The sequence below is a fragment of the Faecalibacterium sp. PGM34 genome (assembly GCF_054456555.1).
Genome location: NZ_CM136898.1, coordinates 1,133,083 through 1,158,568, shown reverse-complemented (window position 1 = coordinate 1,158,568; position 25,486 = coordinate 1,133,083). Strand labels below are relative to the sequence as shown.

General features: G+C 56.4%; 23 protein-coding genes, 1 tRNA gene and 1 other annotated feature. Of the genes, 3 read left to right on the top strand and 21 right to left on the bottom strand.

Annotated elements, in window-relative coordinates:
* Positions 1 to 2 precede the first annotated feature (2 nt).
* The 15 genes from ACXPUX_RS05465 to ACXPUX_RS05395 form a co-directional block, all read right to left on the bottom strand.
* Positions 3 to 878 carry a DUF6017 domain-containing protein gene (locus tag ACXPUX_RS05465; protein ID WP_410476592.1) on the bottom strand — a complete coding sequence of 292 codons (876 nt, stop codon included), beginning with the start codon at positions 876 to 878 and terminating at the stop codon, positions 3 to 5.
* Positions 879 to 1,010: 132 nt separating this feature from the next.
* Entirely contained in the window at positions 1,011 to 1,235 is a 225-nt protein-coding gene (locus ACXPUX_RS05460; protein WP_055190045.1) for a DUF6462 family protein, read from the bottom strand.
* 441 nt (positions 1,236 to 1,676) lie between these two features.
* On the bottom strand, positions 1,677 to 2,348 hold the full coding sequence (locus tag ACXPUX_RS05455) for an RloB family protein (RefSeq protein WP_458830633.1): 672 nt from the start codon (positions 2,346 to 2,348) through the stop codon (positions 1,677 to 1,679).
* On the bottom strand, positions 2,348 to 3,646 hold the full coding sequence (locus tag ACXPUX_RS05450; RefSeq protein ID WP_458830631.1) for an AAA family ATPase: 1,299 nt from the start codon (positions 3,644 to 3,646) through the stop codon (positions 2,348 to 2,350). The genes ACXPUX_RS05455 and ACXPUX_RS05450 overlap by 1 nt, the downstream gene beginning before the upstream one ends.
* A 148-nt stretch (positions 3,647 to 3,794) precedes the next feature.
* The gene (locus ACXPUX_RS05445) at positions 3,795 to 4,019 is read right to left on the bottom strand and encodes a DUF6462 family protein (RefSeq protein ID WP_458830629.1); all 225 of its coding nucleotides are present in this window, start codon (positions 4,017 to 4,019) and stop codon (positions 3,795 to 3,797) included.
* A 292-nt stretch (positions 4,020 to 4,311) separates the two neighbouring features.
* Positions 4,312 to 5,823, bottom strand: a complete 1,512-nt coding sequence (lysS, locus tag ACXPUX_RS05440) for a lysine--tRNA ligase (protein WP_458830627.1) — start codon at positions 5,821 to 5,823, stop codon at positions 4,312 to 4,314.
* 12 nt (positions 5,824 to 5,835) lie between these two features.
* Complete coding sequence (greA, locus tag ACXPUX_RS05435; RefSeq protein ID WP_458830625.1) at positions 5,836 to 6,321, bottom strand: transcription elongation factor GreA; 486 nt, start codon at positions 6,319 to 6,321, stop codon at positions 5,836 to 5,838.
* A 259-nt stretch (positions 6,322 to 6,580) separates the two neighbouring features.
* Positions 6,581 to 7,219 (bottom strand): GDSL-type esterase/lipase family protein, encoded by a 639-nt coding sequence (locus tag ACXPUX_RS05430; RefSeq protein ID WP_458830623.1) that lies wholly within the window; start codon positions 7,217 to 7,219, stop codon positions 6,581 to 6,583.
* Positions 7,220 to 7,226: 7 nt separating this feature from the next.
* Complete coding sequence (locus ACXPUX_RS05425; protein WP_458830621.1) at positions 7,227 to 8,156, bottom strand: ROK family protein; 930 nt, start codon at positions 8,154 to 8,156, stop codon at positions 7,227 to 7,229.
* Between the two features lie 18 nt (positions 8,157 to 8,174).
* On the bottom strand, positions 8,175 to 8,879 hold the full coding sequence (locus ACXPUX_RS05420) for an N-acetylmannosamine-6-phosphate 2-epimerase (protein ID WP_458830619.1): 705 nt from the start codon (positions 8,877 to 8,879) through the stop codon (positions 8,175 to 8,177).
* Between the two features lie 4 nt (positions 8,880 to 8,883).
* Positions 8,884 to 9,333: a YhcH/YjgK/YiaL family protein gene (locus ACXPUX_RS05415; protein WP_458830617.1), complete on the bottom strand. Its 450-nt coding sequence runs from the start codon at positions 9,331 to 9,333 to the stop codon at positions 8,884 to 8,886.
* Between the two features lie 73 nt (positions 9,334 to 9,406).
* Entirely contained in the window at positions 9,407 to 10,336 is a 930-nt protein-coding gene (locus ACXPUX_RS05410) for a dihydrodipicolinate synthase family protein (protein ID WP_458830615.1), read from the bottom strand.
* Between the two features lie 188 nt (positions 10,337 to 10,524).
* The gene (locus ACXPUX_RS05405; RefSeq protein WP_458830613.1) at positions 10,525 to 11,496 is read right to left on the bottom strand and encodes a carbohydrate ABC transporter permease; all 972 of its coding nucleotides are present in this window, start codon (positions 11,494 to 11,496) and stop codon (positions 10,525 to 10,527) included.
* Positions 11,497 to 11,510: 14 nt separating this feature from the next.
* Positions 11,511 to 12,407, bottom strand: a complete 897-nt coding sequence (locus ACXPUX_RS05400; RefSeq protein WP_256266809.1) for a carbohydrate ABC transporter permease — start codon at positions 12,405 to 12,407, stop codon at positions 11,511 to 11,513.
* Positions 12,408 to 12,537: 130 nt separating this feature from the next.
* Entirely contained in the window at positions 12,538 to 13,893 is a 1,356-nt protein-coding gene (locus tag ACXPUX_RS05395; RefSeq protein WP_458830610.1) for an extracellular solute-binding protein, read from the bottom strand.
* Positions 13,894 to 14,379: 486 nt separating this feature from the next.
* Here ACXPUX_RS05395 and ACXPUX_RS05390 point away from each other — a divergent pair, with 486 nt between their 5' ends.
* Positions 14,380 to 15,225, top strand: a complete 846-nt coding sequence (locus tag ACXPUX_RS05390) for a MurR/RpiR family transcriptional regulator (RefSeq protein ID WP_458830608.1) — start codon at positions 14,380 to 14,382, stop codon at positions 15,223 to 15,225.
* Between the two features lie 392 nt (positions 15,226 to 15,617).
* On the opposite strand, the gene ACXPUX_RS05385 is transcribed toward ACXPUX_RS05390, so the two are convergent.
* On the bottom strand, positions 15,618 to 16,322 hold the full coding sequence (locus ACXPUX_RS05385; RefSeq protein WP_458830606.1) for a Bax inhibitor-1/YccA family protein: 705 nt from the start codon (positions 16,320 to 16,322) through the stop codon (positions 15,618 to 15,620).
* Positions 16,323 to 16,430: 108 nt separating this feature from the next.
* Between ACXPUX_RS05385 and hemW the strand changes: the two genes are divergently transcribed.
* The gene (gene hemW, locus ACXPUX_RS05380) at positions 16,431 to 17,513 is read left to right on the top strand and encodes a radical SAM family heme chaperone HemW (protein WP_458830604.1); all 1,083 of its coding nucleotides are present in this window, start codon (positions 16,431 to 16,433) and stop codon (positions 17,511 to 17,513) included.
* 638 nt (positions 17,514 to 18,151) lie between these two features.
* On the opposite strand, the gene ACXPUX_RS05375 is transcribed toward hemW, so the two are convergent.
* From ACXPUX_RS05375 to ilvB, 5 genes are all read right to left on the bottom strand, one after another.
* A tRNA-Tyr gene (locus ACXPUX_RS05375) sits at positions 18,152 to 18,236 on the bottom strand.
* Positions 18,237 to 18,437: 201 nt separating this feature from the next.
* On the bottom strand, positions 18,438 to 20,096 hold the full coding sequence (gene ilvD / locus ACXPUX_RS05370) for a dihydroxy-acid dehydratase (protein ID WP_458830602.1): 1,659 nt from the start codon (positions 20,094 to 20,096) through the stop codon (positions 18,438 to 18,440).
* A gap of 204 nt (positions 20,097 to 20,300) precedes the next feature.
* Positions 20,301 to 21,320 carry a ketol-acid reductoisomerase gene (ilvC, locus tag ACXPUX_RS05365; protein WP_055186968.1) on the bottom strand — a complete coding sequence of 340 codons (1,020 nt, stop codon included), beginning with the start codon at positions 21,318 to 21,320 and terminating at the stop codon, positions 20,301 to 20,303.
* A gap of 99 nt (positions 21,321 to 21,419) precedes the next feature.
* Complete coding sequence (ilvN, locus tag ACXPUX_RS05360) at positions 21,420 to 21,983, bottom strand: acetolactate synthase small subunit (RefSeq protein ID WP_458830600.1); 564 nt, start codon at positions 21,981 to 21,983, stop codon at positions 21,420 to 21,422.
* Between the two features lie 15 nt (positions 21,984 to 21,998).
* On the bottom strand, positions 21,999 to 23,663 hold the full coding sequence (gene ilvB / locus ACXPUX_RS05355; protein ID WP_458830598.1) for a biosynthetic-type acetolactate synthase large subunit: 1,665 nt from the start codon (positions 23,661 to 23,663) through the stop codon (positions 21,999 to 22,001).
* A gap of 93 nt (positions 23,664 to 23,756) precedes the next feature.
* Positions 23,757 to 24,014 (bottom strand) — a binding site (T-box leader).
* 181 nt (positions 24,015 to 24,195) lie between these two features.
* Here ilvB and ACXPUX_RS05350 point away from each other — a divergent pair.
* The gene (locus ACXPUX_RS05350; RefSeq protein WP_458830596.1) at positions 24,196 to 25,413 is read left to right on the top strand and encodes an ATP-binding protein; all 1,218 of its coding nucleotides are present in this window, start codon (positions 24,196 to 24,198) and stop codon (positions 25,411 to 25,413) included.
* Positions 25,414 to 25,486 lie beyond the last annotated feature (73 nt).

Below are 25,486 nucleotides of genomic sequence, written 5' to 3'. Positions count from 1 at the left end.
CATCACCCCGCTTTCGGAGAGCCACGCGCAAAGTCGTGGTTCGTCTTGTTCTGATAATAAAGGTTCATGGTCGTGGGCGCATTGAACAATGCTGCCAACAGGTACTGCTTCATGTTCCGCACAGGGGAAGTGTTCTCTGTCAGACAGCCCAGCACAAAACGGATGTGGTCTGCGGTCAACTTTTTTAAGCGACTGCGCACTACCTCGGCAGGCTTGTCGTCCCCGGCAATCCTCAACATCTTGCGTTTGGTGGAGCAGGTGTCCACAAGCAAGTCTACGATCTGATAGATGACGTCCTCATCGTCCGGGCAGAGCCGGAGCAGCAGTTCGACCTCCAACACCTGATAAAAATAATCTTCAAGCTGTTCCCGCTGGGTAAGTCTGTCCGCTCCATCCGGGAGGAAAGGATTGTTCCTCTCAGTATTATTCTTATCAGTCTTATTAGATTGCGATTTTGGCTGCACCTGAACTGCATTTTCAGCAGCACAAGAATTGCTATTTGCGCAATTCCGTACTTGCGCTTTTGGCAGTCCAGATGAAAAGTTCTTGACGTAGATCAAGCTAGGTCTGCCAAGTCCTCGCCGTTTGCGTTCGATAAGGTCGGCCTGTTCCAGTTCCCGGAATAACTTGACCGCCTTGTGTTCGGCGCAGCAGAGGGATTCCTGTACCTCTCGGACGGTGTAGATGATATACACGCGCCCTTGCTCATCCAGCCAGTTGTTCTTTACAGACAGGCTCATGCGGTCAAGCAGGATGCCGTACAGCGTCCGGGCATCCGTAGAGAGCTGCCGGAAACGGCTGTCCTGAAAGAGTGCTTTCGGTATGCGGAAGTAGGAAAACAGTTCACCCGACTGCCCATAGAAGTAGTCGAGCGTCATTTGGTGTAGCCTCGAATTTTCAACTGTAAGTGTGTGTTCATGTGCAAAACCTCCTTGTCTGATTTTTGCAAAAGAAAAAGCGCACCTTCAATTTTGCGGAAACTGAAAGTGCGCTATGTAAAGCTGATTCAATTATTCACGAAAGGATTCCAGATATTCGTCCAGCACTTCTACGTTCACCAGTGCAATGCGTTTCAGCCGGACAATGGCGTGGGCATCCTGTGCGACTTGTCGGAAGGAGTTTTTGCCCATTGAGTAGAGGACTGCCCCTTCCTCATAGCGAACGTATTTCTTTTTCTTTCCAGCCAGCAGTTTTTCCAGTTCAGGAACTTCAACCGAGTTTCGCTTATGTGCCATGGTATTCTTCTCCTTTGTCAAGGTTATGTGGTATACTTGCATATCAGGATATAGAAAAAGGACACTCCACTTTCGGCTTTTGCCGATGGTGAAATGTCCTCTTGACTGTTTTCTCGTTTACAGTTTTCTGCTGGATGTGGAACAGGCGAAAATCCGTCACGCTCCGTTTGAGACTTTTGCCTTCTCCGACAAGCCCCTAAGAAATCCGTTTGAACATTCAGATTTTTAGTACATTCAGGGTCGGATTTTCAGTTCATGCGGACTGTCGGGGACACAAGGATTACCACGTAGCTTAGTTGGATTCCGGGCGCATCGTCGGGAGAATGCAAACAACGACTCTATCTTTATCCATTATGCTCCATTAACATCCTTGATAGATGCAGAAGAAACAAAGGAAAAGCCACCCCTTTATAGCAAGTTTCTCTCCATGATGAATGATTCTTATGCTACAGAACTAAGACTTTCCAAAAAATCAAGTGCTTCAAATACAGTCGAAAAAGTTACGCAATATTTGCAGAGCCATTGATTTCGTTCATCTGTATCTTCAATACAAGGAATCTCCGAAATGTTTTGCAACCGCTTTTTTGCATACTTTACTGCTGTTGGATAGTTGGGAGCGATTTGCCAAATGGAATCTTTATCGCCTTTCTTGTAAATTGAAATAAATTTTTTAACATCTTTTACAAGGTTATTTTTGTCAGCCTCAGTTTGAGTAGGAGGAGCGCAATCTTTGAAATGTAGCATAAACCAATACTCAATGCAGCCGGAGGTCATCAGAAGTCGAACACGAATATTGGGCTTTTTTCGAAGCTTTCGGAGATAGTTAATAATTTTTAGTCGGTCAGCCCATACTTCGTCACTACTATCTTTTAATTCAGCATCAAAAAAGAACCAGATTTCATCCGTTGCTTCAGCAGTATCTCTATACTTTTTATCTTTTTCGAATCTACTTTTCGTGTCCTCGAACAAATTTGTAGAAGCTCTCTTTGCACATCGCTTAATTACAGCCACATCAGAGAACTGATCCTTCAAATAATCAATATACTGTTGCTCACTTTCACCTTCATAAAATACATAAATTAAGGGCTTGACACGTTTTATCTGACGAGGCATTATTCTATCTCCTCAATTTCAACGTTTGGTATTGCACCATACTTGCCAAGAATATAGTTCTTTTGAATGTTTTCTTCTGTTCGTGTTCCGAGTTCACTCACACTGTAAAGTTCAGAAACACCATCTGCGTTATGCTTATCCACAAAATAGAATTGGTCTTTTCTTAACAAATCCATGCCCATAAGTTCTGTATTGTGGGTTGTAAAAATAAGCTGTGCACCGTGTGGGTTTGCATTCTTGTTCTGGAACTTTGCAACGATATATGCCACCAAAATAGGATGTAACTCACGATTGATTTCATCAATTAGTAGAAGTCCACCCGTTCGCAAGGTTGATTCAATTGCTGGAGCGATTGACATCAATCTACGCGTTCCGTCTGATTCGTCATCCAAATCCAATTTGTAAAGACCTCTCGATCCGTCCTTGTTTTTTCCTTTGTGAGTTGTTTTAGCGTCAACTTGTCCTACTCGCATTTGCTGCATTTGGATATTCGGACTGGATGCCAACGCTTGTGCAAATTGTGATAATGCATTTTTTAGTTCATCTGGCATATTTTCAGGAAAGGCAGAATTATTGTCAATTTCCCGATTATTAACGTCAAATTGTACATCCTCAATGCCAAGATCAGCAGCTTTTGCGTAGTTTGAAATTGCTTTTAACATAAGAGGATCTTCCGAATAGGTAATCAATTGATCAGGAATATCTGTATAGTCTCTTGAGAATCGCACATCTTCTCTAAACCATTGCATCGCCTTAACGCAAGCAGAATCATTCATTGTGCATGCGACAGAAAAAAACAGTTGGTTCTCTGATACCATCTTACCAATTAGTTTTCGAAGTGCTTTATCCTCTGTAAAGCTGAAATTTTGCTCTGCTCTAGTAAAAACAGTTGCCTTTTGTCCTTTTGGTGCGTGGAATAGGTATTCTTTTAGAATCTTCTGCCGTGTCGCAGAAAATCCATACCAGTATTTTACATTGTTTTTTGTATAAATGAATTCAAACTCTGTCGGTTGCTCTGCAGAGTAATCATTCAACGCAAAAGAATGAATTGGAATCTCAGATTTTTCATGCTGTGTCCGCTGGGCATTTTTTATAAACTGAACTGCTAGCCAAAAAGCACGAATAACATTACTCTTGCCTCCGCCATTTTTTCCATAAATTGCCGCTGCCGGTAGGATTTTTTGACTTTTGTAATGAATCAAGCAATCTTTTTTACTACCCAAGCCTATTGCTTCCATAGACAATATAGCTTCGTCACGAAAGGAACGATAATTTTTAAATCGAAATTCTATCAGCATATTGCAACCCTCCAATGCTAGAGTATCACACTTTTGACAGAAATTCAATCGAAATAATCACTTTTTCGAAAATAATCAATCAAATTTAGAGAAAAGCGCACCTTCAATTTTGCGGAAACTGAAAGTGCGCTATGTAAAGCTGATTCAATTATTCACGAAAGGATTCCAGATATTCGTCCAGCACTTCTACGTTCACCAGTGCAATGCGTTTCAGCCGGACAATGGCGTGGGAATCCTGCGCAATTTGCCGGAAGGAGTTTTTGCCCATCGAGTAGAGAACAGCTCCTTCCTCGTAGCGAACGTATTTCTTTTTCTTTCCAGCCAGCAGTTTTTCCAGTTCAGGAACTTCAACCGAGTTTCGCTTATGTGCCATGGTATTCTTCTCCTTTATCAAGGTTATATGGTATACGTGCATATCAGGATATAGAAAAAGGACACTCCACTTTCAGCTTTCGCTGATGGTGAAATGTCCTCTTGACTGTTTTCTCGTTTACAGTTTTCTGCTGGATGTGGAACAGGCGAAAATCCGTCACGCTCCGTTTGGGATTTTTGCCTTCTCCGACAAGCCCCTAAGAAATCCGTCTGAACATTCAGATTTTTGGTACATTCAGGGTCGGATTTTTAGTTCGTGCGGATAGTCGGAGACGCAAGGATTACCACGTAGCTTAGTTAGATTCCGGGCGCATCGTGGGGAAAAGCAGCACGTCACGGATAGATGCACTATCAGTAAGCAACATCACCAGACGATCCACGCCGAAGCCCAGACCGCCCGTGGGGGGCAGACCGTACTCCAGTGCGTTGATGTAATCGTAATCCACCTGTGCCTTGCACTCGGGCTCCAGTGCCTTGCGCTCGGCCACCTGACGCTCGAAGCGGCCCTTCTGGTCGATGGGGTCGTTCAGCTCGCTGAAGGCGTTGCCGTACTCGGTGCAGTCGATGAAATACTCGAAGCGCTCGGTGAAAGCGGGATCATCCGGCTTGCGCTTAGCCAGCGGGCTGATCTCCACAGGATAATCGTAGATGAAGGTGGGCTGGATCAGTTTGTCCTCCACAAAGGCATCGAAGAACTCGGCCAGAATGGCACCCTTGGTGGGCACCTCGGGCAGCTCCACGTTGTGTGCCTTGGCGGCGGCGATGGCGTCTGCATCGGTCTGCCAGTCGTTGAAGTCCACACCGGAATACTTCTTCACGGCTTCCACCATGGTCAGGCGCTCCCAGTGGCTCATGTCGATCTGCTTGCCCTGATACGGAATGACCAGACTGCCGCAGATCTTGAGGGCAAGGCGCTTGTACAACTCCTCTACCAGATCCATCATGCCGTGGAAATCGGTAAAGGCCTGATACAGCTCAATGGTGGTGAACTCCGGGTTGTGCTTGGGGTCCATGCCCTCGTTGCGGAAGATGCGGCCCACCTCGTACACGCGGTCCATGCCGCCCACGATCAGGCGCTTGAGGTACAGCTCGGTCTCGATGCGCAGCACCATGTCCATGTTCAGGGTATTGTGATGGGTGTAGAAGGGGCGTGCAGAAGCGCCGATCTCGAACGGGGTCAGGATGGGGGTATCCACCTCCAGGAAGCCCTTCTCGTCCAGATAAGCGCGGATCTCCTTCAGGATGCGGCTGCGCTTGATGAAGGTGTCCTTCACCTCCGGGTTTGCGATCAGGTCCACATAGCGCTGGCGATAACGCATCTCGGTATCGGTCAGGCCGTGGAACTTCTCGGGCAGGGGGCGCAGGCTCTTTGCCAGCAGGGTCAGCTCGGTGGCGCGCACGCTCAGCTCGCCGGTCTTGGTGCGGAACACCTCGCCCTTCACGCCGATGATGTCGCCCACGTCCAGCTTCTTAAAGGCGGCGTAGGCCTCGTCGCCCAGCTCGTCGCGGCGGACATAAAGCTGGATATCGCCCTTGTCGTCGCGCAGGTGGGCAAAGCTTGCCTTGCCCATGACGCGCTTGGACATCATACGACCTGCCAGTGCCACCAGCTTTCCGCTGTCGGTCTCGTTGGGCAGTTCCTTAAATTCTTCCTTCAGGTCGGCAGAATACGCGTCCTGCGGGAACTTGGTCAGGGTAAAGGGGTCGTTGCCGGCGGCCTGCAGGTCGGCCAGCTTCTGGCGGCGCACCTGTACCTGCTCGCTCTCGGACAGACCCGAAGCGGGGTTTCTCTTTTGCTCTTCCATGGTTACTCCTACTTAGTTTGCAGAATGGGTGATAGCCAGCACAGTGTACTCCACGGTCTGGCCGGTGGGCAGCAGCACTTCGACCTTTTCGCCCACAGCCTTGCCCATCAGGGCGTGGCCCACGGGGCTCTCATCGCTGATCTTGCCGTTGAAGGCATCAGCTTCGGTGCGGCCCACGATATCGTATTCCTCGGCTTCGTCCTCGCCGGTCTCACGGATGGTGACGTGGGTACCCACGGAGACGTTATCCACGCTCAGCTCGCTCTCGTCGATCAGAACCGCGTTCTTGATGGTCTGCTCCAGCTCGGCGATGCGGTTCTCCACCAGACCCTGCGTATTCTTGGCCTCGTCGTACTCGCTGTTCTCAGACAGGTCGCCGTGGCTGCGTGCTTCCTTGATCTCTTCAGCCAGTTCCTTGCGGCGGACGGTTTTGAGGTATTCCAGCTCCTCCTGCATTGCCTTCAGACCGGCAGCGGACATCTTGATCTCTTGTGCCATTTGAGAATCTCTCCTTGTTATTAGCTGTATTTCTTTCGCGCAGCCACAAAGCCGCACAGGAATGCCATTTTGACTACACTATTATAATAGCAAGCCGGTGCCTTGTCAACAAAAAAGGCGGCAGTATGGAGGAAAAAGCAGCGCTTGCCGCGTGCCTTTTCCATGCAGTCCCGGAAATCGAGCTTTCTCCCCTGCTTGCATGAAAATGCGATCCCGGAAAGTCCGCAGACCTTCCGGGATCGCTCTGACATCTTTTTACTCAGACCAGCTTGGGCACTTCTGCGGTCAGCAGCTCGGCCAGACGGGCGTGACCCTTGCAAGTCAGGTGCATAAAGTCCACCTCGTTAAACTCGCATTCGGCGGCGTCCATAAAGTGCACGCCCTGCCGCTCGGCTACGATGCGCAGCTGCTCGGCGACGCCGCGGGATTTTTCCATGCAGCCTGCGCCCATGACGGCATCGTGGAAGCCGTCCTTGATGCAGGGCGGCGCCACCACCAGAATGTTAGGTGCCTTGCCGCCCCAGCAGTCCACACTCTTGACCTTGAGCAGCAGCCGCTCCATGCCCGCGCCGATGCAGGCAGCATTGGCTCCAAAGCGCTCTTTGACGTCGTTCGTGCCCAGCATGATGATGAGCAGGTCGATGACCTCGTGGCTCTTGAGCAGGGCGTAGGCCACGCTCAGCGCATCCATGGACTCATGCAGCGGGTCCACGAACACGGTAGTGCGGCCGGAAAGCCCCTCCTCGGTGACCAGATACTCCTCGCCCAGCGCCTTTTGCAGGCGGCAGGTCCAGCGCTCGTCCTCGTTGAAGCGGATGCCGTGGTCGGCGCAGTCGTTGGGGTCGGCGCAATAGCCGTGGGTGTTGGAATCACCCAGACAGAGAATATGCTTTTTCATAACCGAATTACTTCTTTTCCATCATCTGCCGGAAGTAGTATACAGCGCCTACCATCCCGGCATCGTTGTGCAGCTGCGCGGCGCGGATCTCCAGCCCCTCGGCAAAAGCGGGCATGACGGATGCTTTCACCTTTTCAGCGATAGGCTCGATGAGCAGTTTCTGCTGAGCAGACACGCCGCCGCCGATCAGGATCAGCTGCGGGTTGAAGATATGCACCATGCCTGCAAGCCCCTGTGCGATCTCGTCCGTCCATGCGTCCAGCAGCGCCAGCACGGTCGCATTGCCCGCTTCTGCGGCGGCAAAGATGGCGCGGCCGTCCTTCCATACCGGGTCCTTCTCCTGCGCGGCGCGCACAAGGGCGGTGGTGGCAGCGTAGCGTTCCCAGCAGCCCTTTGCGCCGCAGGTGCAGTCTACACCGTCCAGCGCATGGGTGCGGTAGTGGCCCAGCTCGCCGCCCAGACCCCGCGCGCCTTCCAGCAGACGGCCGCCGGTCAGGATGCCGCCGCCCACGCCGGTGCCCAGCGTCACGCCGATGACGTCCGTATAACCCTGTGCACCGCCGACCCACACCTCGCCCAGCGTCATGCAGTTGGCGTCGTTGGCCACCGTGACGGGCAAGCCAAAGGTCTTTTCCAGCTCCTCCTTGATGGGTGCGCCGATGTAGTTGGGCAGGTTGCCGCAGGTGCCCGCCACGATGCCCTTGCGGCTGTCGATCTGCCCGGTGGCAGAAACGCCGATGCCCGCAAGGCTTTCCGCCGGGACGTTCTGCGCGGCAAGGAAGGCTTGTGCAGCCTTGAGCACCGTGGTCAGGATGGGGGTGCGGTAGCCGTCAAAGCTTACGCTCTCCTCGGCTTTCGCCAGCACCGCGCCGGCTTCGTCCACAATGCCCAGCTTGACGGCAGTGCCGCCGATGTCGATACCAAGATAGTGTTTCATAGCAGGCACTCCCCTGTGTTATTTTTTAGCGGCGTTGATGGCACCGGTAAAGCGTGCGGTGATCTCTGCCGGGCGGGTAATGGCACCGCCCACCACCAGTGCAAAGGCACCGGCTTCCAGCGCCTTGACCGCCTGCTCCGGGTAGTGGATATGACCCTCGGCAATGATCTTTGCCGGGCACTCTGCGGACAGCTTGCGGATGAAGTCAAAATCGATATCATCAATGCCGGTGGTCTCTGGGGTGTAGCCGCGCATGGTGGTGCCCACAAAGTCGGCGCCTGCCTCGGCGCAGAGCATGGCGTTTTCAAAGTTATCGCAATCGGCCATCACCAGCTGCTCGGGGTACTTTGCCTTGATGGCGCGGATGAACTGCGCGGAGGTAGAGCCGTCCGGGCGCAGCGCACCGGTGCCCTGCACGGCAAGGATATCCACACCGCAGGCCACCAGCTCGTCCACTTCCTTCATGGTGACGGTGATGTACATGGGCGTGCCGGGGTAGTCCTTTTTGATGATGCCGATGATTGGCAGGTCCACCACCTGTTTGATCTGGGTAATGTCCCGCACGGTGTTGGCGCGGATGCCCACAGCGCCGCTCATGGCGGCAGCCTTGGCCATCAGGGGCATGACGCCGCCCTCCTTGGTGTACAGCGGCTCGTGCTCCAGTGCCTGACAGGACACGATCAGCCCGCCCTTGATCTGTGCAAACAGTTTTTCCTTATCCATGGTCTTACTCCTCCATTCTGATCTTGACAACAGCCTTGCGCACGCTGACACAGCCGTGCTGTACAAGGCCGGGTTTATGCAGCTCCTCCGGGAAGAACAGTACAAAGCGTCCTTCGCCCAGTGCACCGGTCACTACGCTGGCACTGTCCTGAAAGCCGCAGTCCCCGGTAAATTCCCCGATCTCCGCGCCGGGCAGATTGGTGTAGCCCCAGCCCTCGCTGCCGGTAAAGTCTACCTGTAAATCAGCATAAAGCTTGTGGTACTCCGGGTGGTAGCCCGCGTCCGGGTGCAATGTGGCGTCCATCAGGTTGATGAACACCTTATCCCCGTCCACCTCGGTGCGCCCCAGCGGCAGGGCGGCAAGGTCGTGGGTAAGCAGATAGTCAATGGCGGTATCCAGATTGGGGTGCAGTCCCCTGTACCGGCCCAGATGCTGCAAAGTATCGCAGATCATTCGCGTTTCCTCCAATAAAAGAAGCGCCCGCCTCCCCTCTGAAAAAGAGACGGAGAGGGGCGCTTTTATCCTGTTACAGCTTTGCGATGGCAGCTTCGATCATGGCCTGTGCTTCGGCCACAATGGCTTCATCCTCGGGGATCAGGCCGGGCATCGGGGCGCGCACGCTGCCCAGTTCCAGCCCGTACATCCGGCGCAGGATCTCCTTTTGCACGGCGTACAGATTGCCGTGGGCAGAGCACATCTTGTAGATGATGCGGTTAGCCTCATACTGGATGGCACGGGCCTTTGCGATCTCGCCCTTTTCCAGATGGGCGTTCATGGCCAGATACAGCTCCGGCATCACGGCATAGGTGCCGCCGATGCCTCCGTCTGCGCCAATGACGCGGCCGGAAACAAACTGCTCGTCCGGGCCGTTGAACACCACAAAGCCCTCCTCGCCGCGGGCGGCGATACCTGCATCCTTGAACATCTGGATGTCCTGCGTGGGCATGGAGCTGTTCTTCACGGCCACCACGTTGGGGTTCTTCAGCATCTCGTTCAGCAGGCTCATGGTCAGCGCCGTGCCTGCCAGCTGCGGAATGTTGTAGATGACGAACTCGGTGTTCGGGGCGGCAGCGGACATATCGTTCCAGTACTTGGCAATGGCGTACTCCGGCAGGTGGAAATAGATGGGCGGGATGGAGGCAATGGCGTCCACGCCCACGCTCTCGGCGTGGCGGGCCAGCTCCATGCTGTCGGCGGTGTTGTTGCAGCCAACGTGGGCGATCACGGTCAGCTTGCCCTTGGCTTCGCTCATTACAGCTTCCAGAACGGCCTTGCGCTCATCGACATGCTGGTAGATGCACTCGCCGGAGGAGCCGCCCACATACACGCCCTTGACGCCCTTGGCGATCAGGTGGCGGGTCAGCGCCTTGACCCCCTCCACCGAGATGTTGCCATCCGCGTCATAGCAGGCGTAAAAGGCAGGGATGACACCCTGATATTTTTTGATATCTTTCATGTTTCAAGCCCTTCTTTAATTATAATTGTAAGTTGTATCAAGCTCGTACGCTTTCCAGTTCGGGCAGCGGCATCAGCGCCCTCTTGCGGTACCCTGCATCCGCTTCGACCCTTGGACAGGTCTCGCGTCTTGCAGACCGCTGCGCCAAAAATTGCTCCCTGTTTCGGCCGCAGGCCGCGGTCGCAATTTTATCCTTTGACCGCGCCCATTGCGATGCCCTTGGTGAAGTACTTCTGGAAGATGAGGAAGATGATGATGATCGGCACAGCAGCCAGTGCAGCGCCTGCCATGATCAGGCCGAAGTCGGTGCTGTTCTCTGCCTGCAGCTTTGCAATGCCCAGCGAGATGGTCAGGTTGCTGGTGCTGGACAACATGATCAACTGCATGAAGTAATCGTTCCAGCTGTTGATGAAGGTAAAGATGGCCAGCGCGCCGATACCGGGCTTGACCATGGGCAGCACGATCTTGACAAAGGTTCGCGCCTCGCTGGCACCGTCGATACGGGCAGCCTCCAACATTTCGGTGGGGATGCCCTCACTGAACTGCTTCATCAGGAACACGCCGAACGGCCAGCCCACGATGGGGAAGATGACCGCCCAGATGGTATTGTACAGGTTCAGTGCGCTCATCTCGCGCAGCAGGGGGATCAGGATGACCTGCTTGGGCAGCGCCATGGCACACACGATGAGGGTGAACAGCAGCTTGCGGCCTACAAAGCGCTTTTTGGCCAGCGCGTAACCGGCCATGGCGGCAGTCAGGCAGGTAAGGATCATGGACACGACTGCCATGAACACGGTGTTGATCATCCAGCGGATGGCGGCGGGAGTCATGGGGCCTACCGAGAAGTAGACAGGCTCGCCGTCGGCGCTGAACTTGGAGCCGAAGGGCACAGCCAGCTGCCACAGCGGGGCACGTTTCCCGGCAAACAATTTCTGGTAGTTGGTCAGCACCCACTGGCTGGGCCACCACTCGGGGGTAGTGGCGTTGATGGCAGCACCGGTCTTGAAGGAGCCGGTGATGATCCAGTACAGCGGGAAGGCGAACAGCACCGCCATAATGCTGATGAGGATGATCGCCAGAATGGCGTAGGCGCTCATCTTTTTCAGTTTACTGGGATGGCGCTTCAACGGTTTTTGCTTTTTTGCAGCAGTTGCACTCATTGTTCCGCACCTCCTTAATTATCCTTGTTGCCCAGCTTGAACTGGACAGCAGACAGAATGGCGATGATCACCGCCAGCACCACGCCCATGGCGTTGCCGTAGCCGTACTTGTACTGCTTGAAGGCGGTGTAGTAGATGTAGTACATAATGGTATCGGTCTTGTGGTTGGGGCCGCCGGAGGTCAGCAGCTGGATCAGTGCAAAGCACTGGAAGGAGTTGATGGTGGTGATGACCAGAATGTACAGGGTGGTGGGCATAATGGCCGGCCACTTGATCTTCCAGAAGCACTGGAAGTCGGTCGCGCCGTCCACCTCGGCAGCCTCCACGATGGACTGATCCACGTTGCCCAGTGCCGAAACGTACAGCACGATGGGCTGACCCACAGAGGTGGTAAGCAAAATCAGGATGATACAGCCCAGTGCGAACCGCTCGTCACCCAGCCAGTTGATGTTTTTGTCCAGAATACCAAGGCTCTTGCCCAGATAGTTGAAGATGCCGTAGTAGTTGTTGTACATCCACTTCCACACCACGGTAACGGCGACCGAGCCGGTGACCACGGGCAGGTAGAACACGCAGCGGAAAAGGCTTGTCGCCCACTCCGGCAGGTCTACGATGGCGGAGGACACCCACAGTGAGAAGATGCAGGTGATGGGCACCGACACGATGACGATGACGAAGGTGTTCTTTAATGCACCAAGGAAGATAGGGTCGGCAAACAGGGTCTTGTAGTTTGCCAGACCTACAAAGATATCCGCGCGGTTCATGGTGGAGTCAAAGAAACTGGTCACCACGCAGAGGATCATGGGATAGATGACGAAGCCCAGAAAGAAGATCAGACTGGGCAGCAGGAAGCAGTAGGAGGCGAAGGTTTCGCGCCGTACCAGCGCACTGCTGCGTTTGGGCTCTTTCATTGCCGTCTTTGCAGCCAAGAGGATCACCAGACCTTTCGTTTGAGAGTGTTTTTTCCGTAAAGGGCCCCTCCCTCACCCGGAGGAAGGGGTCTTGCGGTTCAGCTATGATGCAGTTCAGAGAAACTAGCGCTTATGCCTCGGCAGCAGCGGCTGCGTTTGCGTTGTCCACGAAGGTCTTGACGGCAGTCTCGACGGCCTCGCCGGAGCCCACGCGCTGCAGCATGTTCCACCACTCGGTGCGGGCAGTGGTCCAGCCCGGGGTGATCTGGTAGTAGTCGCCCAGATAGCCCATGAACTTGCTGTACTCGCTCATGACCTCGTTGCCGGCGTAGATGTCGCCCACGCTGGTGCGGACGGGGAAGTAGGTGGAAGCCAGCACGCTGTCCTTGACCTGAGAGGGGTCGGCAGCGATGAACTCGATAAAGGTCTTTGCAGCCTTGATCTTGGCCTCGTCGCCGTTATCAAAGATGCCGAAGCCCCAGATGCCGCCGCACAGCTTCGGGTCGCCGCTTTCGGTGGGGAATGCCATGGGGAAGATCTCGTCGCCGCTGATGGTCTGGCCTGCGGCAGCGGTGTCAGCGTTCAGCTGCTGTGCAATGTTCCAGCAGAAAGCCATCTGCAGGGTACCGTTGCGGAACAGGGTGATCTCCTCGCCGCCGTTGATGGAGGGATCGAAGTTGACGCCCTTTGTATCGTACAGAGTCTGAATAGCCTTGATGTTCTCGGCAGAGTCGGCGGTGTACTTGGTGTGGGCTGCATCGGTAAAGGTGCCGCCGTACATATTGTTGATGATGGCGCGGGTGCCCTGATCGCCGCCCTGACCGCTGCAGTAGATGGCTGCTACATTCTCGTAGCCGCCCTTGTACAGTGCGTCCACGGTCTTGAGGAAGCCGTCAGTGCTCCAGGTGTGCTTGTCGGTGTCGATGTACTGGTCAGCGCCCACTTCCTTGACCTTGGTCATGTTCACGGCCATGCAGTGTGCGGTCATGCACAGGGGGTACTCGTAGTAGTCGCCCTTCTCGTTGTGACAGGCAGACTCCACAGAAGCGTAGATGTCCTTCTTGGCGTCATCGGTCCACAGGTCGTTCAGCAGAGCCATAACGCCCTTGGCACCCCAGTTGGCCACCAGACGCTCGGGGCCTTCCATGACCAGATCGGGTGCGCTGCCGCCCTCGATGGCGGTGTTCACCTGATCGTCGCCGTTGGTGTAGTCCAGATACTCCACGGTCACCTTGATGTCAGGGTACTTTGCGTTGAAGCTGGAGATCAGGTTCTGGACGGTGTCGTCATTGCCCCAGCCGCCGATGGGGTATGTCCACAGCTTGATGCTTGCGCCGGTGCTGGCAGTGCTTGCAGCAGCAGAGGAAGCGGTGGAGGAAGCAGCAGTGCTGGTGGAGGAGGAACCGCCGCAGGCGGCCAGTGCACCGGCAGCGCCCAGAATACCGGCAGCCTTCAGGAACGAACGGCGGGAAATGCAGTTTTTCATGGTAGATTCTCCTTGTTCATCTTTTTCGACCCATCGGGGGATCGTGCTCCGTTTTGCTCGTAGCGGCTGCTCGTGTCCGCAGCCGTTGTTTGTAGCCTAATTATAGAAAATTATTTTCATTTTGTCTATTCATTCTTTTCATAAATTTTCATTTTCAAACCCAGCAGCCTGCACAAAATTGTGGGATATCAGAAAAAACACAATATTTCCATCCACTTTACTTGTCAAAATAGTTACAAAACGGTACACTTTCCACTGCTTCTTTGAAAATTGCTTTCAGTTTCAAAACCACAAAAATGAAAAGCATTTTCACCATTTGGGCCGTTTTTTTCGTCAAAACTGTGCCCTCTGCACAGAAGCGGCGGGCAAAATGTGGTCATTACGCCTCTTGCACAGCGGTGCGGTTTCTCTTATACTTTTATATAAGAAGGTAAGCACCAAAACGGCACCGGTGCACCACCGGCAGCCGAGTCAGGAGAGGGAAGAATGTCTACGAATTTTTGGGAGCTGCTGCAGCAGCATCAGGGCGACCTGACAAAATCTGGCCGCACGGTGGCCGAATATCTGGTGCAGCACGCTGCGGAGGCACAGTATCTGTCCATATCATCTCTGGCCAGAGAGTGTCAGGTGGCCGAGGCCACGGTGTTCCGGTTCTGCCGGGCGCTGGGCTTTGAGGGCTACCACGAAATGCGCATTGCGCTGGCGCAGGCCAATGCCACCGGCGTGCTGGTGAACCAGCAGGAGCCCGCCCCGGACGCCGACACTGCTACTTTGTGCGAGCACGCTTCGGCGCTGTTCATGACCGCCATCAACGGCACCCAGAACGCTCTTTCGCCGCAGGCGGTGGAGCAGGCAGTGACGCTGCTGCACAGCGCCCGGCAGGTGTTCTGCATGGGACAGGGCGGCAGCATGGCTGCCGCCAACGAGATCTGCGCCCGGTTTGCCTGCATCACCAACAAGTTCCGCGCCGTTGCCGACAGCCACATGCAGGTCATGGCTGCCAGCCTGATGACCGAGCAGGATGTGGTGCTGTTCGTCTCCTACTCCGGCGCCACCCGCGACCTGATGGAGACCCTGCGCACCGCCAAGGCCAACGGTGCAAAGATCATCCTGCTCACCCACTATGAGGACTCCCCCGGCGCAAAGCTGGCAGACATCGTGCTGCTGTGCGGCGCACAGGAAAGCCCGCTGGATTCCGGCAGCATCCCCATCAAGGTGGCGGTGCTGTATGTGGCCGAGGTACTGATTTTGCGGTACATTCTGGACGATAAGCCCGGCAGCACCGAAGCGCAGGAGCACACCACCAAGGCGCTGACCGTAAAAATGCTTTGAGCGTCGGCCTAAAATAAGGGAAAGTTTCTCATTGCGTTTGATACTTTCAAAAATGGCTGACGGCGTGCGCCCTCTCAGTCACCTGCGGTGACAGCTCTCCCAAAGGGAGAGCCAAGAGCACTGCCGGAAACTTTCTCATTATACTTAAAACTTTTGCAACGAGCGTAACGGCTTGGCTCTCCCTTTGAGGAAAGACTTCCCCCGCTCCGGGGGAAGATGTCGCGCAGCGACAAAAGGGGGAATCTGGCGCGGGAGCGCCTGAGAGGGCGTGTTCCCCCTTGAGGGAGCTGTCACCGCAGATGACTGAGGGGGTAAACCTCCACAACAAAAAAAGGGGCTGTTGCATGTGCAACAGCCCCTTTTCTTATCAATGCTTTTGCAGCGCTGTACGCTTAGTCGCGGCGGCGGCTGTTAAGACCCAGCAGACGCACCACATACAGGAAGATGTTGATGAAGTCCAGATACAGGGTCAGTGCGCCGTAGATGGAAGCCTTTTCCGCCAGCTCGCTGTCCCCTGCGTAGTAGGAGTACATCTGGCTCAGCTTCTGGGTGTCGTAGGCGGTCAGCAGCATGAACACCACCAGACCGATGCCGGAGTACAGCACCGTGGTCATAAAGCCCATGCCGAACAGCACACCAACGAAGCCGGTAACGATCAGTGCAAACAGCGCCATCATCAGCTTGGGGCCCCAGCCGGACAGATCTTTGTGGGTGGTGGTGCCGTAGACTGCCATCAGGCCGAAGTACAGCGAGGTGGCAAGGAAAGCCAGCACCAGTGTGCCCAGATCAAAGGCAAGGAAATAGTAGCTCAGCACCATGCCGTTGAGCAGGGCGTAGCCCAAAAACACGCCTCTTGCCGCACCCACGGACATATTCTGCACCCGGGCGCTCAGCACGAACACCAGCGCCAGCTCGGCAATGGTGAACAGCAGGTACAGCGAGTTGACCACGTAGAACAGCGGGGTGGTCGCAGTGACAAACGCCGCTGCAAAGGTGATCAGCAGTCCCAGCGCCATCCAGCGGTAGGTGCGGGTCATATAATCAGCCGAGGTCATTGTAGGCTCTGCATAGCCACGGTTATAATTATTGTAACTCATCTGGGTTCCTCCAGTCTATTCTGCGGAGCATTTCTCTCTTGCTCCGGTCTACGGAATATAGTATACTGCATAGAAATGAACGTTTCATGAAAAAGGCTGTGATATTGTATGTCCCTTGGACTTTATCTGCATATTCCCTACTGTTTTTCCAAATGTCGGTACTGCGATTTTTATTCCCGCCCCGGGGAGCGGGGCGTACCGGATGCTTATGTGGACGCGCTGCTGCGGGAGCTGCACCGCTTTGCGCCGGACGCGCCCCTGCGGCCGAACACCCTTTATTTCGGCGGCGGCACGCCCAGCCTGCTCACCCCTGCGCAGGCAGAGCGGCTCATCCGGGCAGCAGCCCCCGTGCCCGGTGCAGAGATCACCTTGGAGGCAAACCCCGAGACCGTTACTGAGGACAGCCTGCGGGGCTTCCGGGCGGCGGGGGTGAACCGCATCTCCTTCGGGGTGCAGTCCGCCCGGGACACCCAGCTGCGCACCCTTGGCCGCCCGCACAATGCCAAGCAGGCACGGGCAGCCTTTGCCGCTGCCCGGCACGCCGGGTTCAAAAACATCAGCGGCGACATCATGCTGGCATTACCCCACTATACGCAGGCCGAATTTGACGAGACACTGGAGCTGATCGAAAAGGGCGGTGCCACCCACATCTCGGCTTACCTTTTAAAGATCGAGCCGGACTCCGCCTTCGGCAAGCACCCGCCGGAGGGTCTGCCCACCGGCGATGAAGCCGCCGATTTCTACCTTTACGCCGTGGAGCAGCTGGAGCACCACGGCTACCGCCAGTACGAGATCTCCAACTTTGCAAAGCCGGGCTACGAGGGGAAGCATAACCTCATCTACTGGGACTGCGGCGACTATCTGGGCCTTGGCCCTGCGGCGCACTCCTGCATGGGCGGCAAGCGGTTCTGTTACGCGCCGGACACCGCCGCCTTTCTGCAGGACGCCGCCGCGCCCATCATGGACGGCAGCTGCGGTGCAGAAGATTACCTTATTTTACAGCTGCGTCTGCGCAAGGGGCTTGACCTTGAAGCCTACAAAGCCCTGTACGGCAAGCAGTTTTCCACCGCGCAGCTGGCCTTTGTGCAAAACTGCGTCCGCGCCGGGTATGCCACCTTTGATGGCCGTACCCTCGCCCTGACCCCCGCCGGGCTTATTGTGCAAAACAGCATTCTTGCACAACTGCTCTGACAGGTGGGCGAAGCAGAAATAGCAGGAAAAAGTATCGTAAAACAAAACCGCAGCGTATTTTGATACGTTGCGGTTTTTTGGTGGGCGTGGGTGGATTGCGCGAGCCGCGCAGAAAAGGAGCCCGGGTCGCGGCTCCCAGCGGCTGCACCGTGCCTTGGGCGGCACGCGCATCCTGCTGGCCGCAGCCCCAACAGCTCCTCCCTGTTTCTGCCGCTGGCAGCGGTCGTCGCTGTTGCACAGGGGCTTTTTTCCCCGCCGGACTATTCGGCGGGTCTTACGAGTTGCGCTTGCCGCTTTTTCCGCAGCCCCTTGACAGGGCTTTGAAAAAGCGGAGCGCTGCCCCAGCCTCGCCTCCCTGTTTCCGCCGCAGGCGGCGGTCGGCTCCGCTGCTGTTCGAATCCACCCTTGCAGCCCCTTTTGCAAGGCAGATAAAACAGAAACTCCGGTACCCATTGGATACCGGAGTTCTTGGTGGGCGCGGGTGGATGTCGCGAGCCGCGCATCTAAAAAAGCCCCGCAGGGGCTTTTTTCCCCGCCGGACTATTCGGCGGGTCGATGCTGTTCGAATCCACCCTTGCAGCCCCTTTTGCAAGGCAGATAAAACAGAAACTCCGGTACCCATTGGATACCGGAGTTCTTGGTGGGCGCGGGTGGATTCGAACCACCGAAGCTGAAAGCAGCAGATTTACAGTCTGTCCCCATTGGCCACTCGGGAACACGCCCATATTCATTTGTTGTGCATCCGTGCACCGGACGACTTGTTTATTTTAGCATGAGAAAGGGGTTTTGTCAACTACCTTTTTTCACTTTTTTCGGCAATGCAAAAAGAACCGGCAGCTTTCGCTTCCGGTCACAGCTTTCCCTGTATGCAAAAGGGGGCTGCTGCACAGGATCTTGTGCAGCAGCCCCTCTTTTATTGGTTTCTTATTTCAGCACCGCACCCAGATTTGCACTGGTGACCATGCGGGCGTAACGGCTCAGCCAGCCGGTCTTGATGTTGGGCTCGGGCGCAACGTATTTTGCCTTGCGCTCTGCCAGCACTGCATCGCTGACCTCCAGCGTGATGGAGGCGTTGGGGATGTTGATGGTGATGATGTCCCCTTCCTCGATCAGGCCGATGGGGCCGCCGGAGGCTGCCTCCGGGCTGACATGGCCGATGGCGGCGCCGCGGGATGCACCGGAGAAGCGGCCATCGGTGATGAGGGCCACCGTCTTATCCAGCTTCATGCCTGCCAGCGCAGAGGTGGGGTTGAGCATCTCCCGCATGCCCGGGCCGCCCTTGGGGCCTTCGTAGCGGATGACCACCACATCGCCCGGGACGATCTTGCCCGCGTAGATGGCGGCAATGGCCTCTTCCTCGCTGTTGAACACCCGCGCCGGGCCGGAATGCTGCTGCATCTCCGGGGCTACCGCACTGCGCTTGACAACGCAGCCGTCCGGGGCAATGTTGCCCCACAGGATCTGCAGACCGCCGGTCTCAGAGTAGGGGTTCTCGATGGGACGGATGGCTTTTTCGTTCAGGATATGGGCACCCTTGATGTTCTCGCCAAGGGTCTTGCCGGTGACGGTGGGCACATCCAGATCCAGCAAGCCCTTCTTGGCCAGCTCTGCCTGTACTGCCGGGATACCGCCCGCTGCGTACAGATCCGGCATGTGGGTGGTGCCAGCCGGTGCCAGATGGCACAGGTTGGGGGTCTTGGCGCTGATCTCGTTGAACAGCTTCAGGTCGATGGGCACACCGGCCTCGTAGGCGATGGCAAGCAGGTGCAGCACCGTGTTGGTGGAGCAGCCCAGCGCCATATCGCAGGTCAGCGCGTTGCGGATGGAGCGCTCGTTGATGATCTGGCGCGCGGTGATGCCCTTGCGCACCATCTCCATCACGGCCATACCGGCGTGCTTTGCCAGCTGCAAACGTTTGGAATACACAGCCGGGATGGTACCGTTGCCGGGCAGGGCGATGCCGATGGCCTCGCACAGGCAGTTCATGCTGTTGGCGGTGTACATACCGGAGCAGCTGCCGCAGCTGGGGCAGCAGTTGCAGGTGCAGTCCTCCAGCTGCTCGTCGGTGATCATACCGGCCTTATAGGCACCCACGGCCTCGAACATCTTGGAAAGGCTCACTTCCTCGCCGCCGTAAGTGCCGGCCAGCATGGGGCCGCCGGAGCAGACCACGGCGGGCACATCCATGCGCACCGCTGCCATCACCATGCCGGGCACGATCTTATCGCAGTTGGGCACCAGCACAAGGCCGTCCAGCTGGTGTGCCATCAGCATGGTCTCCACGCTGTCGCAGATCAGTTCGCGGGAGGCCAGAGAGTATTTCATGCCCACATGACCCATGGCGATGCCGTCGCACACGCCGATGGCGGGGATCAGGATGGGCGTACCACCGGCCATCTGCACACCGGCCTTGACCGCCTCGGCGATCTTATCCAGATTCATGTGGCCGGGCACGATCTCGCTGTGAGCGCTCACCACGCCAATGAGGGGGCGCTCCAGTTCCTCCGGGGTGTAGCCCAGCGCATAAAACAGGCTGCGGTTGGGCGCACGCTCCGAGCCTTTGGTCACGTTGTCACTTCTCATGGTTTGTTCCTCTTTTCCTTATAACAAAAGACCCCCTCCCAAAGGAGGGAGCCTTTCTTAGTTTTAAAAGCAGCTTTTGGCTGAACTCCTTCCGTCATCGCTTGCGCGATGCCACCTCCCTCACGGAGGGAGGCTTCACGCTGCGGTCAGACAAAAGGTTCCCTCTTTGAGGGGGCTGGCGCCGCAGGCGACTGGGGGAGTTCATTACTTCTTCAGCCAGCTCATCATGCTGCGCAGTTCAGCACCCACCTTCTCAATGGGCAGCTCAGCCTCCATGCGGCGCTTGGCAAGGAAGTGCACCTTGCGGCCGCCCTTGGGGCTCATCTCGGTCAGGAACTCGGAAGCAAAGGTGCCGTCCTGGATCTCGGTCAGAACCTTCTTCATCTCCTTGCGGGTCTCCTCGGTGATCAGGCGCTTGCCGGTGCGGTAGTCGCCGTACTCAGCGGTGTTGGAGATGGAGTAGCGCATCTTGGAGAAGCCGCCCTCGTTGATCAGGTCAACGATCAGCTTCATCTCGTGGCAGGTCTCAAAGTAGGCCATCTCGGGCTCGTAACCGGCCTCCACCAGCGTATCGAAACCGGCGTGGATCAGCTCGGAAACACCGCCGCACAGCACGGCCTGCTCGCCGAACAGATCGGTCTCGGTCTCCTCCTTGAAGGTGGTCTGCAGGATGCCTGCGCGGCCTGCGCCGATGCCGGAAGCGTATGCCAGAGCGATATCCTTAGCCTTGCCGGTGTAGTCCTGCTCCACGCAGATCAGAGAGGGGCAGCCCTCACCCTCGGTGTACAGGCGGCGGACAATGTGGCCGGGGCCCTTGGGAGCGATCATGATAACGTCCACATTCTTGGGAGCGGTGATGGTCTTGAAGTGGATGTTGAAGCCGTGTGCAAAGGCCAGTGCCTTGCCCTCGGTCATGTAGGGAGCCACCTGCGTGTTGTAGATATCGGCGCACAGCTCGTCGGGCACCAGCATCATAACAACATCGCCGGCCTTGGCAGCCTCTTCCACTTCCATCACCTTGAAGTTTTCGTGGGTGGCAGCGAACTCAGAAGCCTTTGCCCAGTGGGCAGAGCCCTTGCGCAGGCCGACCACAACGTTGACGCCGCTTTCGGCCAGATTCTCAGAGTGTGCATGACCCTGGCTGCCGAAGCCGATGACAGCGACGGTCTTGCCGTCCAGCACGCCGAGGTTGCAGTCGGAATCGTAGTATTTCTTGATAGCCATAATCGTTAGTCTCCTTTTACTTTTTCTGGTTGGTTTATCTTCCGGTCTTGTATGCTCTGTTCTATCTTTCGCTCACCCTGAGCGGAAAAGCAATGTGATTTATGCCCGTCTTGCGCCCGGCGGGGGCAGCTGGACGGAGCGCACCTCCTGCGGCGGCTTCTGGATATGCTGGTGCATCCCGCCGCGCTCCAGTGCGGTAACGCCGGTGCGGCACAGCTCAAGGATGTTGTAGCCCTCGAACATTTTTAAGAATGCGTCCAGCTTGTCCGGCCGGCCGATGAGTTCAAACACCATGCTGTCCGGGGAAAGATCAATGATCTTTGCTTTGTAGATGCAGGCGATCTCCCGCAGCTCGGTGCGGTTGTGCACGTCCGATTCCACCTTGAGCAGCAATAGCTCCCGCTCCAGCGATTTTTCGCTGTCCAGCACGAACACCTGCCGGGTGACTTCCAGACGCTCGGTCTGCAATACCAGCTGCTGCAAAGCCTTTTCGTCACTGGTAATGGTCACCGTGATGCGGCTGACTGCCGGGTCGTTGGTGGCGGACACCGTAAGGCTGTCGATGTTGAAGCCGCGGCGGCAGAACAGGTTGGACACCCGGGCCAGAACGCCGCTCTGGTTGTCCACCAGCAGGCTGATGACCCTGCGCTGATCAGATTCCATGATGCTGTGTCCTCCTTATTCCATGATGATGTCGTTGATATCGCCGCCGCCGGGGATCATGGGCAGCACCTTTTCGTCCTTGTCGATGATGCACTCGATCCAGGTGGGGCCTTTCTGCTGCAGGGCATCTGCAAAGGCTTCCTGAAACTCCGGCAGGTTGGTGCAGCGGTAGCCCTTCAGGCCAAAGCCGTCTGCCAGCTTGACAAAATCGGTCTTGCGGTGGGGGTCGGTCTGGCTGTAACGCTTGCCGTAGAAGCTGGTCTGCCACTGCCGCACCATGCCCAGCACCGAGTTATTGAAGATGACCGTGATGATGGGCAGCTCGTAGCTGACGGCAGTGCAGGCTTCGTTCAGGTTCATGTGGAAGGAGCCGTCGCCGGTAAACATCACCACACGCTGCTGGCGTCCCAGTGCCATCTGGGCACCAATGGCGGCACCGTAGCCAAAGCCCATGGTTCCAAGGCCGCCGCTGGTGATAAAGCCGCGGCTCTTGGTGTGGCGCAGGTACTGCGCCGCCCACATCTGGTGCTGGCCCACGTCGGTAACGTACACGGCCTCGGGACCGCACTGGTTGCACACCTCGCCGATGACCTGATGGGGCATCAGCCGGGTGGGGTCGGACACAGGGTGGTAGTCCTGTGCCTGCCAGCTCTGGATCATCTTCATCCAGTCCGGGTGCTTGGCGGGCTTGATCTGGGGCAGCATGGCGTTCAGCACATAGGCAGCATCGCCCACGATGGAAAGATCCACGTCCACGTTCTTGCCCAGCTCGCTGGCATCAATGTCGATCTGGATAATGGTAGCGTTTTTGGCAAAGGTCTTGGGGTTCAGCGCCACGCGGTCGGAAAAGCGGGTGCCCACCGCGATGAGCACATCGCACTCTGCCACCGCCCGGTTGGAGGTGTAGCAGCCGTGCATCCCCAGCATGCCCAGATTCATCGGGTCACCATAGGGCACAACGCCTGCGGCCATCAGGGTGTAGGTGGCGGGAATCTCCGCCTTGTGCAGCAGATCCCGCAACGGCTGGCAGCTGGCTGCGCTGCGCACGCCGCCGCCAAAGTACACCAGCGGACGCTGGGCGGCGTTGATGAGGTCTGCCGCCCAGTGCACCTGCTCCTCATTATAGGTAGTCACGGTGCGGATGGGCTCCGGCTGCTTGGGGGTGAACTCGCACACTGCTGCGGTCACGTCCTTGGGGATATCCACCAGCACCGGGCCTTTGCGGCCGCTCTGTGCAATGCGGAAGGCTGCCCGCATGGTATCGGCCAGGTCCTCTACCCGGCGCACCGTGAAATTATGCTTTGTGATGGGCACCGTGATGCCCTCAATGTAAGCTTCCTGAAAGCCGTCCTTGCCAATGCTGCTGGTGGGCACGTTGCCGGTAAAGGCCACCATGGGCACCGAGTCCATATAGGCGGTGGCAATGCCGGTGACCAGATTGGTGGCACCCGGGCCGCTGGTGGCCAGCACCACGCCGGTGCGGCCGGTGGCGCGGGCGTAGCCGTCCGCTGCATGGGCTGCGCCCTGCTCGTGGGCGGTAAGCACATGGGTGATGCGGTCGGCATTTTTATACAGCTCGTCGTAAAGGTTCAGCACAGCGCCGCCGGGGTAGCCAAAAAGAGTGTCCACTCCCTGCTCGCACAGGACCTCTACAAAGATCTGAGAACCATTCAACTGCATGGTGTTGCTCCTATTCCTATTCCTGTTCCACTTCTTATCCATTCCCTCAGGGAGAGCTTTTGAAAAAGAAAAAGCCCTTGTCCCCTGCTTTCTTCAAGAGACAAAGACCTTGTAACATCAAGCTCTCTGCGGTACCACTCTCGTTGGCGTGCTGTGCACACCCTCTCACGGGCTTCCAACAAAGCCCTGCACGGTAACGGCTGCAACCGGCGCTGCTTACAAGGGTTTTGCACCCGTTGGGCAGGCTGCTCCGGGATGATTTTCCGCACGAAACGCTGACTGCCTTGCACCAGACGGCAGCTCTCTGAACAGTGGGGATCGTGTGGTACTTTTTCCCATCTGCGCATTTGTTGATGTAAATTATACTATAAACCGGGCTTTTGTCAATCGACAATTTGTAACCTGAATCACCACAAAGATGAAGCGTTTTTAACACCCCTTGCATCCCCGCCCAAACCGCTGTATACTTTTGATATCCGCGTACCTGCGTTTTGTAGGGTATGTGCCAATGGAGAGGAAAAGGGATCGACCTATGAAATTAAGAGAATGGAATGCCCATCTGCATGGGCTTGTTGTGTTCCGCGCCCTGCTGAACGACCCTGTTGTGGCAAGGCTTTTAGACCTGACCGACCGCATGGAGGCCGGCAGTTCTTCCTACAGTCCGGTGTGCGATGCCGTAGCCGCCTTTGAGGCCGCTTTGTTTGAGTACACCACCAACTGGAGCAGCTACCTGAGCAATGCCGTGCTGGAGACCGAGACCATCTGTGTGCGGCAGGCCGCTGCCGGGCAGCTGGACGCGCTGCTGCAGAGCGCCCTGGACAGCGAGCTGCAATTTTTGCAGCAGCTGTGCGGGCTGACGCTGGACGATCTGTTCCAGACCGCCTACTCTGAACAGGCGCAGCGGCCGGAGCTGGCGTTTCTGCCCCGGTGGCAGACCTGTGAGCTTGATCTTGCCGCCGCCTACGCCCAGCGCATGAGCGAGGTGGGCAAAAAGGGCTACGGTATGTTTGCAAAGCACCATGTATTCACGGTGGAGAACGGCCAGCTTGTACCAGTAAAGTACCCCGACCCGCAGCGCCTTTCCGAACTGCCCGGCTACGAAAAGGAGCGGGAAAAGGTGATCGCCAACACAAAGGCACTGCTGGCCGGGATGCCCGCCAACAATGTGCTGCTGTACGGTGACGCCGGTACCGGCAAATCCAGCGCGGTAAAGGCCATTGCCAACGAGTTTGCGCCCGAGGGACTGCGACTGGTGGAGGTGAAAAAGAATCAGCTGTACCAGATCCCCGACCTGATGGACAAGCTGGCGGCAAACCCGCTCAAGTTCATTTTGTTCATCGACGACCTGAGTTTTACCGCCAACGACGACAACTTTGCCGCCCTGAAGGCCATTCTGGAGGGCAGTGTAGGCGGACGCGCCCAGAACATTGCGGTGTACGCCACCTCCAACCGCCGCCACCTCATCAAGGAGACCCTCTCGGACCGCACCGGCGATGACATCCACGAAGCCGATACCCGGCAGGAGCTGATGAGCCTTTCCGCCCGGTTCGGCCTGACGGTCACCTTCCAGCGGCCGGAAAAGGCCCGGTTCGAGACCATTCTGGAGGAACTGGCAAAACAGCACAACATCCAGATGCCCACCGAGCAGCTGCTGCTCAAGGCCGAGGCCTTCGCCCTGCGCGCCGGTGGCCGCAGCCCCCGGGTGGCCAAGCAGTTCATCGAGCAATGCGAGGCCGGTGTGCAGAAGTAAAAACCGGTTTTCCAAATGTAATGCAAAAAGACGGGACACCAAAGCGTCTTAGGATGCTCCGGTGTCCCGCTTT

Coding starts and splice junctions, on each gene's coding strand:
- ilvB (WP_458830598.1), bottom strand. CDS start 23,663: ATGCAGTTGAATGGTTCTCAGATCTTTGTAGAGGTCCTGTGCGAGCAG.
- ACXPUX_RS05395 (WP_458830610.1), bottom strand. CDS start 13,893: ATGAAAAACTGCATTTCCCGCCGTTCGTTCCTGAAGGCTGCCGGTATT.
- ACXPUX_RS05430 (WP_458830623.1), bottom strand. CDS start 7,219: ATGAAAAAGCATATTCTCTGTCTGGGTGATTCCAACACCCACGGCTAT.
- hemW (WP_458830604.1), top strand. CDS start 16,431: ATGTCCCTTGGACTTTATCTGCATATTCCCTACTGTTTTTCCAAATGT.
- ilvC (WP_055186968.1), bottom strand. CDS start 21,320: ATGGCTATCAAGAAATACTACGATTCCGACTGCAACCTCGGCGTGCTG.
- ilvD (WP_458830602.1), bottom strand. CDS start 20,096: ATGAGAAGTGACAACGTGACCAAAGGCTCGGAGCGTGCGCCCAACCGC.
- ACXPUX_RS05400 (WP_256266809.1), bottom strand. CDS start 12,407: ATGAAAGAGCCCAAACGCAGCAGTGCGCTGGTACGGCGCGAAACCTTC.
- lysS (WP_458830627.1), bottom strand. CDS start 5,823: ATGGAAGAGCAAAAGAGAAACCCCGCTTCGGGTCTGTCCGAGAGCGAG.
- ilvN (WP_458830600.1), bottom strand. CDS start 21,983: ATGGAATCTGATCAGCGCAGGGTCATCAGCCTGCTGGTGGACAACCAG.
- ACXPUX_RS05405 (WP_458830613.1), bottom strand. CDS start 11,496: ATGAGTGCAACTGCTGCAAAAAAGCAAAAACCGTTGAAGCGCCATCCC.
- ACXPUX_RS05350 (WP_458830596.1), top strand. CDS start 24,196: ATGAAATTAAGAGAATGGAATGCCCATCTGCATGGGCTTGTTGTGTTC.
- ACXPUX_RS05460 (WP_055190045.1), bottom strand. CDS start 1,235: ATGGCACATAAGCGAAACTCGGTTGAAGTTCCTGAACTGGAAAAACTG.
- ACXPUX_RS05420 (WP_458830619.1), bottom strand. CDS start 8,879: ATGGATAAGGAAAAACTGTTTGCACAGATCAAGGGCGGGCTGATCGTG.
- ACXPUX_RS05465 (WP_410476592.1), bottom strand. CDS start 878: ATGACGCTCGACTACTTCTATGGGCAGTCGGGTGAACTGTTTTCCTAC.
- ACXPUX_RS05390 (WP_458830608.1), top strand. CDS start 14,380: ATGTCTACGAATTTTTGGGAGCTGCTGCAGCAGCATCAGGGCGACCTG.
- ACXPUX_RS05425 (WP_458830621.1), bottom strand. CDS start 8,156: ATGAAACACTATCTTGGTATCGACATCGGCGGCACTGCCGTCAAGCTG.
- ACXPUX_RS05445 (WP_458830629.1), bottom strand. CDS start 4,019: ATGGCACATAAGCGAAACTCGGTTGAAGTTCCTGAACTGGAAAAACTG.
- greA (WP_458830625.1), bottom strand. CDS start 6,321: ATGGCACAAGAGATCAAGATGTCCGCTGCCGGTCTGAAGGCAATGCAG.
- ACXPUX_RS05385 (WP_458830606.1), bottom strand. CDS start 16,322: ATGAGTTACAATAATTATAACCGTGGCTATGCAGAGCCTACAATGACC.
- ACXPUX_RS05410 (WP_458830615.1), bottom strand. CDS start 10,336: ATGAAAGATATCAAAAAATATCAGGGTGTCATCCCTGCCTTTTACGCC.
- ACXPUX_RS05450 (WP_458830631.1), bottom strand. CDS start 3,646: ATGCTGATAGAATTTCGATTTAAAAATTATCGTTCCTTTCGTGACGAA.
- ACXPUX_RS05415 (WP_458830617.1), bottom strand. CDS start 9,333: ATGATCTGCGATACTTTGCAGCATCTGGGCCGGTACAGGGGACTGCAC.
- ACXPUX_RS05455 (WP_458830633.1), bottom strand. CDS start 2,348: ATGCCTCGTCAGATAAAACGTGTCAAGCCCTTAATTTATGTATTTTAT.